The following is a 10,955-nucleotide window of genomic DNA, read 5'->3' as shown; positions in this document are numbered from 1 at the left end:
TCACCTGGCGCTCATGGGGTCCGGACATGCCATGTGGTGCCGACCGCTTGCGCAGCGGTGGCACCACATGTGCACGTGCGTCCGGAGGGGCTCAGCGATGAGCCGGCCGGCTCAGTAGTGGTGGCGGTCGCCGCGGTCGTTGTCCGACTTGCAGTCGTTCTCGTAGAACGAGCCGTGGTTGGCGCTGCTGCCCATCGCGGTGTGGCACTCGTGGCTCTTGCCGTGGTCACGGCCGTAGCTGTGGTGGCGGCCGTAGTCGTTGTCGCGACCGTAGTTGTTGTGGTGACGGCTGTTGTCGTCGTCGCGGCCGTAGTTGTTGTGATGACGGCCGTAGTCGTGGTCGCGGTTGTAGCTGCTGTGGTGGCGGCCGTTGTCGTGGTCGCAGTCGTCGTGGGCAAGGGCGGATCCGGCCCCACCGAGGACGGCGCCGAGCGCCAGGACACCGGCGGCGATCGTGGTACGCAAACGCATGTGTTCTCCTGTGAATCGGAGACGGAACGTGACGTTGTCAGCGATCACCGTTACGGGCAGCGACGAAACCTGGTTCACCCGACCGCCGAGGGTGTTAGCCCAGTTCCCCGAACCCGGGGTGCGGCGTCGCCCCGGGGCGGGTTCGATGGCGGACGGTGGCCCGCAGCGGGGTCGTCGGTTGCAGGAGCAGTCCGGCGTACGGAGTCGCCTCGGTGTCCGGCAGGTCGAGGTGGCAGCGCTGGGCGAGGGTGGCCAGGATCAGGGCGGCCTCCACCTGGGCGAACCGCGCGCCCAGGCAGGTGCGCTGGCCGCCGCCGAACGGGAACCAGGCGTGGTCGGGCACCGCGTCCGGCGCGTCGGCGTCCCAGCGCTCGGGGCGGAACCGCCCGGGCTCGGGGAACCAGCGCGGGTCCCGGTGGGTGGTCCACTGGCTGCACCACACGAAGGTGCCGGCGGGGATACGGGTCCCGCCGAGTGTGGCGCCCTCGCGGGCGACCGCGGGGACGGTCCAGACCGGCGGATACAGGCGCATCGCCTCCTTGACGATCTGCCGGGTCCAGGAGAGGTCGTCGTAGTCGTCGATCGTGGGCGGCCGCCCGCCCAGCACCCGCTCCAGCTCGGCCTCCAGCCGGGCGCGCACCTCGGGCGCCCGCGCGAGCAGATACAACGTCCAGGTCAGGGCCGTCGAAGTGGTCTCGTGACCGGCGGCCCAGAGAGTGACCGCCTCGTCGCGCACCTCCTTGGGCGTCAGCGGCAGGCCCTCTTCGTCGCGGGCCGCGAGGAGCCGGCTGAGCAGGTCGTCCCGCTGCTCGGTGGCGCCGCCCGCCGCGAGCCGCGCCTCGATGAGGCGGTGCACCTCGGTGTCGATGATCTCCACGGCCTTCAGTACGCGCCGCCGGGACGGGGTGCGCACCCAGGCGGGCAGGAAGAGTGCGATGCTGCGCAGTTCCTCGCCCACGGCCCGCGCCGACAGGTCCATCGCGTCGCTCAGGGCCGCCGTCTGCTCGCCGACGTCGTTGCCGAACAGCGTGCGCACTACCACGCGCTGGGTGATGCGCGCCATCTCCTTCTGGATGTCGATCCGCTCGCCGTCGCGCCAGCGGCCGGCCTGCGCGCCCGCGCACTCGACCATGGTGTCGGCATACGTACGGACCTGGCGCGGCCGGACGGTGGGCTGGACGAGCGAGCGCTTGCGTCGCCAGTCGTCGCCCTTGCTGCGGATGACGCTGTTGCCGGTGATCTGCTGGAACGACCAGCCGATCTCAAGGATCTCGTAGGTGTCCTCCCGACCCGCCAGCATCTCCATGATGTGCTCGGGGCGGGAGATGAACAGGCTGCGCCGGGGCCCCAGCGACCAGGTCACGGCGTCCCCGAAGTCGTCGCGCAGCCGCGCGAAGAAACCCAGGGGATCCTTCCCGAAGGCGGGGAGATTGCCCAGCGGCGGCAGGCCGCGTGGGCCGGGGACGAGGCGCAGCGGGGGCGCTGATACGGGCAACGGGACTCCCGGGGTGTGCCGGATGCGGTTCACCATAAGGAGGTTGTGCCCGCTGTCGGGGTGCGACAGGCCAGGGGTTCCCGGACGTCACGCGTCCGAGGACAGCGGCCGCTCCGGCTCGCACGGCGGATGGAGCTCGGGGTGGGCGTCCCACCAGGCCCGGTGGAACGCGTTGTTGTCGACGTTGGCCAGATAGGCGCAGGCCGCCGCGCGGTACAGCAGCTCCGCCTGCTGCGGAGGGACGGCCGAGCGGTTCCAGGCGAGGCGGATACGTCCGGTCAGCGGGGTGCCGAGCAGTGGCCGCATCACGGTGCCGTCCGCCTCCGGCGCCGTCGGCTGGCTCAGGGCGACCGCGCGGCCCCTGGCGATCAGGGCGTACTGCATCTTGCGATCGGTGATCCGGTGCCGCAGTGCGGGCACGAACCCGGTCCTCGCGCAGGCTTCGACGAAGGCTTCCGGCCCGCCGTCGTCGTCCTCCACCAGGGCCATCCAGGGCTCGTCGGCCAGATCGGCCAGATCGATGAACTCCCGTGCCACGAGCGGGTGTTGGTCCGACATCCGAATGGAGAACGGTTCCTGGGGGATCAGGGTGCGGACCATGGCCCCTTCGGGCAGTGGGACTTCATGGCCGTTCACCTCGCCGTACACGATCGCGTCGTAGCGCCCGGCGCCGAGCATCCGGGCCAGCGCGGTCACCGAGTGTTCGAGCTCCACGGTGATCTCGCGGCCGGACAGGGAGATGTCGGTCTGTTCGAGCAGGCCGTCCACCAGGACGAGCAGGATGCAGCCGAGCCGCAACGGCGCGTCGGCGGCGACGGAACGCGCGCGCGTCCCCAACGCGTCCATCTCACTGAGCACTCGGCGCGCCCGCGCCAGGACGAACCGGCCGAGCGGAGTGAGCTCCGTTCCGTAGCGGCTGCGCACGAAGAGGTCGCCGCCGGTCACCCGCTCGATCCTGCGCAGCTGGGCGGAGAGCGAGGGCTGGGACACCCCGAGGCGGCGGGCCGCGCGGCCCAGGCTTCCGGCCTCCGCGATCTGGCAGACGGCCTGTAAGTGCCTCAACTCCAGCTGCATCTTTTGAACGTACACAGCACGTCTTCAGCAGGCCATAACCCGTGTCCTATGCCCGATTGGTATGTACCTATTTTGCCATGTCCACGTCCATACTCGGCGGCAAGCACAGGCCCCCCACGATCGGAGTGGACGTTGCGCCCCTTCAGATTGACGGCCGCCGTGGCAGCCCTGGCACTGACCACCAGCCTCACCGGAGCCATAGCCGGTACGGCATCGGCCGCACACCGCTCGCAGTCCGGGCCCGACCAGCGGCCCACCCCCCTCTCCCGCGCCCTCGCCGCCGCCGACCAGGCGGTGCGCAGCGGCCTCGACACCCTGGTCAACTCCCCGCAGGAACAGTACGAGAGACGCATGGTCACCCCCTGGGTGAAGGATCTCTACTCCATCGCGTACGAGCGCAGCTACCGCGGCCTGCCGGTCGTCGGCGGCGACGCGGTGGTGCTCGCGGACGGCGACGGCCGTGTCCGGGCCGTGCGCTCCGCGTCGTCGTCGACCATCCACGTGGCGACGACCGCGACGGTCGGCGCGAAGTCGGCCGAAACCACCGCACGCGCGAGGCTCGCGAAGGTGGACAAGGTCGTCAGTCATCGGCTCGTCGTCCGGCTCGTCGACGACAAGGCGACCCTGGCCTGGGAGACGGTCCTGACCGGCCGTACGAAGAGCGCCCCCAGCAAACTGCATGTGTTCGTGGACGCCCGGACCGGCAAGGTCGTCGACACCCATGACGACGTGGTGGCGGGTACCGACAACAGCAAGTGGAACGGCCCGCCGCCGGTGAGCATCGACACCACCAACTCCGGCGGAACCTACTCGCTGAGCGACCCCAACCGGCCGGGCCTGAGCTGCGCGGACTACGACACCGGCGCGGTCCTCACCAAGTCCTCGGACTCCTGGGGCACCGGCAACCCCACCAGCAAGGAGACCGGCTGCGCGGACCTGATGTTCGCCGCGCAGAAGGAGTGGAACATGCTGGGCGCGTGGCTCGGCCGCAACGGCGTCGACGGCAACGGCCGCAGCTTCCCCGGCAACGTCGGCCTCAGCGACCTCAACGCGTACTGGGACGGCAGCTCCGTCACCATCGGGCACAACAGCGCCAACGAGTGGATCTCCGGCATCGACGTGGTGGCCCATGAATACGGGCACGCCATCGACAGCAACACCCCCAGCGGCACCAGCGGCCAGGAGTCGGGCCTCGGCGAGGCCACCGGGGACATCTTCGGCGCGCTGACCGAGGCGTACGCCAACGAGCCCGCGCCGTACGACACTCCGGACTACACCGTCGGCGAGATGATCAACCTCCAGGGCAACGGGCCGATCCGGAACATGTACAACCCGTCGCTCGTCAACAACGACCCCAACTGCTACAGCTCCTCGATACCCGGCACCGAGGTGCACAAGGCCGCCGGGCCGCTCAACCACTGGTTCTATCTGCTGGCCGAGGGCAGCAGCCCCGGCGGCGGCAAGCCCAACAGCCCCACCTGCAACAGCTCCACCGTCACCGGCGTCGGGGTCCAGAACGCCGGAAAGATCTTCTACGGCGCCATGCTGCTCAAGACCAGCGGCATGTCGTACAAGAAGTACCGCTCCGCGACCCTGAGCGCCGCCAAGGCGCTCGACCTCACCACCTGCAACCTCTTCAACCGGACCAAGGCGGCCTGGGACGCCATCAGCGTGCCCGCCCAGAGCGGCGACCCGACATGTACGCCCAGCGGCCAGAACGACGACTTCTCGATGGCCCTGAACCCGGCGTCCGGCACGCTCCAGCAGGGCGGTTCTCTCACCACGACCGTGTCCACCAGCATCTCCACCGGCTCGGCCCAGTCGGTGGCGCTCACCGCCTCCGGCCTGCCCTCCGGCGTCACCGCCTCCTTCAACCCGGCCACCGTGCAGTCCGGCCAGTCCTCGGTGCTCACCCTCTCCGCCACCGCCAACGCGGCGCCGGGCAGCTCCACCGTGACGATCAAGGGCCAGGGCACCACGCTCTCGCACACCGTCGACTACGCGCTCACCGTCGGCAGTACGCCACCGGGCAACGACCCGCCCAACATCGACGTGGCCAACGTCCAGGCGCACCTGGCGCAGCTCGGCACCATCGCCACCCAGAACGGCGGCAACCGCCGTGCGGGCAGCGGTGGTTACACCCAGTCGGTGGCGTACATCAAGGGCAAACTGCAGGCCGCCGGATACACCGTCGCCGAGCAGAACTGCTCCACCTGCACCTACCCGTCGAACAACCTGATCGCCGACTGGCCCGGCGGACCCACCGACCAGACGGTGATGTTCGGAGCACACCTCGACAGCGTGTCGGCGGGCCCCGGCATCAACGACAACGGCTCGGGCTCGGCCACGCTCCTGGAGAACGCGCTCGCCCTCGCACAGCGCAACCCCACCATGACCAAGCATGTGCGCTTCGCCTGGTGGACGGACGAGGAACAGGGCCTCAACGGCTCCAAGTTCTACGTCAACCAGCTCTCCAGCGCCCAGCGCGCGGCCATCAAGGGCTACTACAACTTCGACATGGTCGGCTCGCCCAACGGCGGCTACTTCATCAACAACGTCGACTCCACCACGGCCGCGCCGCTCAAGGCGTACTGGGCCTCGCTGAACCTCGCCCCCGAGGAGAACGTCGAGGGCCAGGGCCGCAGTGACGACGCCTCCTTCCAGGCGGCCGGCATCCTCACCTCCGGCTACGCGGCCGGTGCCAGCGACACCAAGACGTCGGCGCAGGCGGCCAAGTGGGGCGGCACCGCGAACGCCCCCTACGACTCCTGCTACCACAGCGCCTGCGACACCACGAGCAACATCGGCGCCACGGAACTGGACCGCAGCGCGGACGGCGTCGCCTACACGATCTGGAAGACGTCCGTGGGCGGGGGCGCGCCGGCACAGGACTTCTCGATCGCGACCAACCCGTCCTCCGGCAATGCCAACCCGGGCGGCAGCGTCACGTCCACGGTGAACACGACCACCGTCAGCGGTGCCGCGCAAACGGTCGCGCTGTCGGTCTCGGGCGCGCCGAACGGTGTGACCGCGACCCTGAGCCCGACATCCGTGCAGTCGGGCAGCTCCTCGACGCTGACCGTGCAGGTCGGTGCCTCGGCCCAGCAGGGCACGTACACCCTGACGGTCACGGGCTCCGGCACGGTCACGCACAGCACCACGTACACCCTGACCATCGGCGGTGGCGGCACCTGCACACCGCGCCAGCTGGTCGTCAACGGGGGCTTCGAGAACGGCTCAAGCCCCTGGACCGCGACCTCGGGCGTGATCACCAACCAGGCCGGCGAGTCGCCGCACAGCGGCACGTACATGGCATGGCTCAACGGCTGGGGCTCCCCGCACACCGACAGCGTCTCGCAGTCGCTGGCGATCCCGGCCGGGTGCTCCAGCTACCGGCTGTCGTTCTACCAGCACATCGACACGGACGAGACCGAGAACGTGGCCTATGACGTCTTCACCGTCACGGTGGGCGGCAAGACCCTGGCGACCTTCTCCAACCTCGACGCCAACTCCGGCTACGTACAGAAGTCCTACGACCTCTCGCAGTTCGCCGGACAGACCGTCGTCCTGAAGTTCAACGGAGTGGAGGACCAGGCGCTGCAGACGTCGTACGTGGTGGATGACGTCACGCTCAATGTGAGCTGACACCGTCCCGCACGTGTCCCCTATAGGTATCCGCTCCCGGCTCGCAAGCCGGGAGCGGATACCGTGGGTGTTTCTGCGGTTTCCGCAGGTGAGAGGGGTGCCGTCACCCATACGGCCCCGGCCGATCGCAGCCCGTCGGGCGCGCGGATACGTTCGAGACCAGATGTCTCGCGGCTGTGTGCCGCGTCCCCTCTTCTCGCCGCCCAAGGAGCACAGTCATGGCCGGTCTCGTACGCAAGAGCTTCGACTCGCCGGAGGAAGTCCGTCCTTTCGAGGACGGCAAGGGGCGCCTTGAGCTGGTGAACGTGGACGCCGGCGCGGTGGGCCGGGCGACGTTCGAGCCGGGCTGGAAGTGGTCCGAGCACGTCAAGCCCATCGCCAAGACCGACAGCTGCCTGGCCGCCCACGCGGCCTATGTCGTCTCCGGGCGGATGAAGGTCGTCATGACCGACGGCCAGGAGGAGGACTTCGGTCCTGGCGACTACATGAACATCGCGCCCGGCCACGACGCGTGGGTGCTCGGCGACGAGCCGTGCGTCCTCGTCGACTGGCAGGGCTTCGCGGACTACGCGAAGGCCTGACGGCCGAGGGCTCTGTTTAGTGGGTCAGCGGATAGGACCTCCGTCCCGTGGCCTCGTCGATCTCACCGTGGGCCTTCTGCAGCAGTTGCGACGCGAGATCCATGAGCACGCGCGCGCCCGCGATCTCCTCGCCGACCCTTAGCTGCTCCGGGTCGGAGGGGTGGCGCATGGCGTAGCCGCGCCCCTTCACCTCGGTGCCGTCACCGAGCCTGACCAGGGCCGCCGCGCTGGTACGGTCGCCCTCCTCGGAGAATTCCAGTTCCACATGCCACCCGACGAGCGTGGTCATGACGGATCACCTCCAGGGCTTGCCCCTTTCCGTCTCTCCAGGGTCCCTCTGCGAGGCCTGCGACGCGACCCGGTGCCGGCCTGCTCAGGCGGCGGGGAGCTGATCGTAGGTCTTGAACGTGTAGTACGCGGTGTAGGAGAGATGGTTGGCACCGGAGCCGGCGGGCAGTGCGTTGCGGCGGTTGACCAGCTGTCCGAGCGGGCCGCAGCCGGTGGCCTGCGGGGTGGTGAAGGTGTTGTCGTACGCCTCGAACTTGACCAGCGGCGGATTCTGGGACAGCCATGTGCTGGGCCCGGCCTTCTTGAGGTGCAGGTCCACCGGGTTCGTGTCGGTGCCTATGGTGCACCCCCGGCCGAGGAGCGGTGACACCAGCCGGAACTTCATCCCGAGCGCGCCCTTGTTCGTGGCGGTGCCCAGGAAGTCGGAGTAGCCGCCGTACTCGGGCTGCACGGCGAGGCCGAGCACGGGCGACCGCCCCTTCGTCCCACCGAGCAGCCCGCCGGGCACAGGCGTCGGCTCGGCCCGCAGCGACCCGAAGACCTGCCCGAAGGTGCCGTCGGCCAGCGGCCCCTCCGCGTGCACGAGCGTGATCGGCTTGATGTCGGGCATATCGATCCCGCCCAGCGTGATGTGCCCATAGGCGACGGTCACTTCACACCGCCACGCGGCTCGATCAACACCGGCAGGCAGATCCTGCGGGCAGTCGGAGTAGTCGACGGCCGAGAGGATGTCGGGATCGGAACCCGCACCCTCCGCAAAGGCGGGCCCGGTCGCGGCCGCGCCGACGAGGGCGAGGGCGGCGGCGACGGTACCGACTGCGGCAGCGGCGCGACCGGTACGGCGAGGGGTGGCGGGGCGGGCGAGGCGGGTGTTCGAGATCTTGTTCTCCATGCCCAAGATCCTGACCCAGTCCCGCCCCCCAACGTATGGGGGAGCGCCCTGACCCACCCCCGTACGAACCCTGAGGTGACGTCAGGGGTGTGGCCCCGACAGGCAGTTATGCCCCGGCGACCCATCCGACGGACTCCCCGGCATCCCCCTGACCTGGATGGTTTCCTGAAAGTCAGTATCCGACCAAAAAGTCGGTACTTGTGGGGCATCGGGACGTGCCCGAACCATGGGGGCATGACGAACAATGATCTTGCACCCGTTACCGTTCTCGGCCTCGGCGCGATGGGGCAGGCCCTCGCCGGTGCCTTCCTTGCCGCCGGGCACCCCACCACCATCTGGAACCGTTCCGCCGGCAAGGCAGAGGAGCTGGTCGACCGGGGCGCCGTGCGGGCCGCCAGTGCTGAAGAGGCCGTGCTGGCCGGGGAGTTGGTGGTCGTGTCGGTCGTCGACCACGACGCCGCCCAGTCCATTCTCGAACCGCTGGCGGACGTCCTGCGCGGGCGCGTCCTCGCCAACCTCACCTCGTATCCGCCGGAGCGGGCCGTGGAAGCCGCCGAGTGGGCGGGGCGGCACGGCATCTCCTACCTCGACGGCGCCGTGATGGTGCCGACCCCGCTGGTCGGCACGCCCGAGGGGCTGATCCTGTACTCCGGCGCGCGCGACGCCTTCGAGTCGTACGAGGGCGCGCTGAAGGCGCTCAGCGGGCAGGCCGCCTACCTCGGCGCGGACCACAAGCTCGCCGCGGTCTACGACCTGGCCATGCTCGACTACTTCTACGGATGCATGGCGGGGATGGTGCACGCCTTCGCGCTGGGGCGCGAATACGGGGTGGACGCCAAGGACATCGCGCCGTTCTTCCACGGCATCGACTCGATCATGCCGGCCATCACGGACGGCAGCGCCGTCACCATCGACTCGGGGAAGTACGACGGTTCGCAGGCCAACCTGGCCATGATGACCGCGAGCGTCGACCATCTGCTGCACATGTCGCGCACCCTCGGCCTCGACTCGGGCGTGCTCGCGGCCATCAAGTCCGTCGCCGACCGCGCGATCGCCAAGGGGCACGGGGCGGACGACTGGGCGGCCACCATCGAGGCGCTCAAGAGCTGACCCGAGCCGGTGTCCTACCGGCATCCGATTGCGGTCAACTGCCGTACACATGGCCCAAGTTCAACACTTGCGCAAAGCTGCAATGATTCGCGATACTCGGCCCTGCTGGTTGGCATGGACGCGATAAATCTCGTGTACGCCGGACACCCCGGCGGACGTGCCCGACCGGCGCTGTCCTCCGGGCCCGGCATACCCGTGGCGGGCTCAACCCCCACTGGAGGTACCGAGATGAAGCAAAGAACGATGTCCGGGCGGCGGCGCGCGGCCACAGCCGTCGTCGGAGCCCTGGCGCTGACGGGCGCCATGCTGGCGACGCAGAGCGCGACCGCGGCTCCCGCGTCGCCCGGCACGGACGGGCTCACCGCCGTCTCGGCGGGCCGCCTCGCCCACCGCGTCGAGAGCGCGCTCGCCGGGCGCACGGTTGGCTCGTACTACGACAGCGGGGCCAACAAGCTCGTCGTGAACGTCGTCGACAACGGGGCCGCTGCCACCGTGCGCGACTCGGGAGCCGAGCCCCGTCTTGTCAAGCATTCCATGGCCCGACTCAACGCCACCCGGCAGCAGTTGAAGGCCAAGGCGTCCATCCCCGGGACTGCCTGGTCGATGGACCCCGTCACCAACAAGATCGTCGTCAAGGCGGACCGCACGGTCACCGGCGACCGGCTGGCCAAGCTGACGAAGGTGGTGCGCGGCCTCGGTGACACGGCCGTACTGAAGACCACGCCCGGACGGTTCCGGCCACTCATCGCGGGCGGCGACGCGATCTGGGGCAGCAGCGCGCGCTGCTCCCTCGGCTTCAACGTCACCGTCGGCGGTCAGCCGTACTTCCTCACCGCCGGGCACTGCGGCAACGCGGTCTCCAACTGGTCCGACCAGCAGGGCGGTTCGGACATCGGGGTCACCGAGGCCTCGACCTTCCCCGGCCATGACTACGCGCTGGTCCGCTATGTCGCCAACGTCGACCACCCGAGCGCGGTCGACACCTACGACGGCTCCTCGCAGCCGATCAGCGGCGCCGGCTACGCCACCGTGGGCGAGCAGGTGCAGCGCAGCGGCTCCACCACCGGGGTCTACGGCGGCCAGGTCACCGGCCTCAATGCCACCGTGACGTACGAAGAAGGGCAGGTCGACGGCCTGATCGACACCACCGTCTGCGCCGAGCCCGGCGACAGCGGCGGCTCGCTGTTCGACGGCGGTACGGCCCTGGGCCTCACCTCCGGCGGCAGCGGCGACTGCACCTCGGGCGGCGAGACGTTCTTCCAGCCGGTACCGGACGCGCTGAACGCTTACGGAGCGCAGATCGGCTGATGCTCTAAACGGCCTTCGACGAAGCCATTTCCGCAGCCTTCCCCGGCGGCGGCGCCGCACCCATCGGCGTCGCCGTCCGGCCGTTCCGGTG

At 69.6% G+C, this 10,955-nt stretch carries 9 protein-coding genes; 4 read left to right on the top strand and 5 right to left on the bottom strand.

Translation table 11 applies throughout. From position 1 onward, the window contains the following. Nucleotides 1-111 precede the first annotated feature (111 nt). The 3 genes from ACT1U9_RS00295 to ACT1U9_RS00285 form a co-directional block, all read right to left on the bottom strand. On the bottom strand, nt 112-471 hold the full coding sequence (locus tag ACT1U9_RS00295) for a hypothetical protein (RefSeq protein WP_444536315.1): 360 nt from the start codon (nt 469-471) through the stop codon (nt 112-114). Nucleotides 472-565: 94 nt separating this feature from the next. Further along, nucleotides 566-2,002, bottom strand: a complete 1,437-nt coding sequence (locus tag ACT1U9_RS00290; protein ID WP_444536314.1) for a cytochrome P450 — start codon at nt 2,000-2,002, stop codon at nt 566-568. A gap of 51 nt (nt 2,003-2,053) precedes the next feature. Then, entirely contained in the window at nt 2,054-3,040 is a 987-nt protein-coding gene (locus ACT1U9_RS00285) for a LysR family transcriptional regulator (protein ID WP_444536313.1), read from the bottom strand. Between the two features lie 159 nt (nt 3,041-3,199). On the opposite strand from ACT1U9_RS00285, the gene ACT1U9_RS00280 reads away from it, so the two are divergent. Together ACT1U9_RS00280 and ACT1U9_RS00275 are read left to right on the top strand one after the other, a co-directional pair. Then, nucleotides 3,200-6,685, top strand: a complete 3,486-nt coding sequence (locus ACT1U9_RS00280) for a M28 family peptidase (protein WP_444536312.1) — start codon at nt 3,200-3,202, stop codon at nt 6,683-6,685. 218 nt (nt 6,686-6,903) lie between these two features. Then, nucleotides 6,904-7,266, top strand: coding sequence for a cupin domain-containing protein (locus ACT1U9_RS00275; protein WP_444536311.1), 363 nt, complete (start codon nt 6,904-6,906; stop codon nt 7,264-7,266). Between the two features lie 16 nt (nt 7,267-7,282). On the opposite strand, the gene ACT1U9_RS00270 is transcribed toward ACT1U9_RS00275, so the two are convergent. Together ACT1U9_RS00270 and ACT1U9_RS00265 are read right to left on the bottom strand one after the other, a co-directional pair. Next, nucleotides 7,283-7,555, bottom strand: coding sequence for a DUF1876 domain-containing protein (locus ACT1U9_RS00270; RefSeq protein ID WP_188271875.1), 273 nt, complete (start codon nt 7,553-7,555; stop codon nt 7,283-7,285). A gap of 84 nt (nt 7,556-7,639) precedes the next feature. Further along, nucleotides 7,640-8,446, bottom strand: a complete 807-nt coding sequence (locus tag ACT1U9_RS00265; RefSeq protein ID WP_444536310.1) for a hypothetical protein — start codon at nt 8,444-8,446, stop codon at nt 7,640-7,642. A 234-nt stretch (nt 8,447-8,680) separates the two neighbouring features. Here ACT1U9_RS00265 and ACT1U9_RS00260 point away from each other — a divergent pair, with 234 nt between their 5' ends. Then, the gene (locus tag ACT1U9_RS00260; protein WP_444536309.1) at nt 8,681-9,556 is read left to right on the top strand and encodes an NAD(P)-dependent oxidoreductase; all 876 of its coding nucleotides are present in this window, start codon (nt 8,681-8,683) and stop codon (nt 9,554-9,556) included. Between the two features lie 228 nt (nt 9,557-9,784). Further along, nucleotides 9,785-10,864: a S1 family peptidase gene (locus tag ACT1U9_RS00255; protein ID WP_444536308.1), complete on the top strand. Its 1,080-nt coding sequence runs from the start codon at nt 9,785-9,787 to the stop codon at nt 10,862-10,864. Nucleotides 10,865-10,955: the final 91 nt, after the last annotated feature.

The organism is Streptomyces sp. BR1, assembly GCF_052373795.1.
In the GTDB taxonomy this organism is placed as follows: domain Bacteria; phylum Actinomycetota; class Actinomycetes; order Streptomycetales; family Streptomycetaceae; genus Streptomyces.
This window is presented reverse-complemented; position numbering and strand designations above follow the sequence as displayed.

Excerpts from the sequence above, each read along its gene's own strand:
- ACT1U9_RS00295 (WP_444536315.1), bottom strand. The coding sequence starts at position 471 with ATGCGTTTGCGTACCACGATCGCCGCCGGTGTCCTGGCGCTCGGCGCC.
- ACT1U9_RS00290 (WP_444536314.1), bottom strand. The coding sequence starts at position 2,002 with ATGGTGAACCGCATCCGGCACACCCCGGGAGTCCCGTTGCCCGTATCA.
- ACT1U9_RS00285 (WP_444536313.1), bottom strand. The coding sequence starts at position 3,040 with ATGCAGCTGGAGTTGAGGCACTTACAGGCCGTCTGCCAGATCGCGGAG.
- ACT1U9_RS00275 (WP_444536311.1), top strand. The coding sequence starts at position 6,904 with ATGGCCGGTCTCGTACGCAAGAGCTTCGACTCGCCGGAGGAAGTCCGT.
- ACT1U9_RS00270 (WP_188271875.1), bottom strand. The coding sequence starts at position 7,555 with ATGACCACGCTCGTCGGGTGGCATGTGGAACTGGAATTCTCCGAGGAG.
- ACT1U9_RS00265 (WP_444536310.1), bottom strand. The coding sequence starts at position 8,446 with ATGGAGAACAAGATCTCGAACACCCGCCTCGCCCGCCCCGCCACCCCT.
- ACT1U9_RS00260 (WP_444536309.1), top strand. The coding sequence starts at position 8,681 with ATGACGAACAATGATCTTGCACCCGTTACCGTTCTCGGCCTCGGCGCG.
- ACT1U9_RS00255 (WP_444536308.1), top strand. The coding sequence starts at position 9,785 with ATGAAGCAAAGAACGATGTCCGGGCGGCGGCGCGCGGCCACAGCCGTC.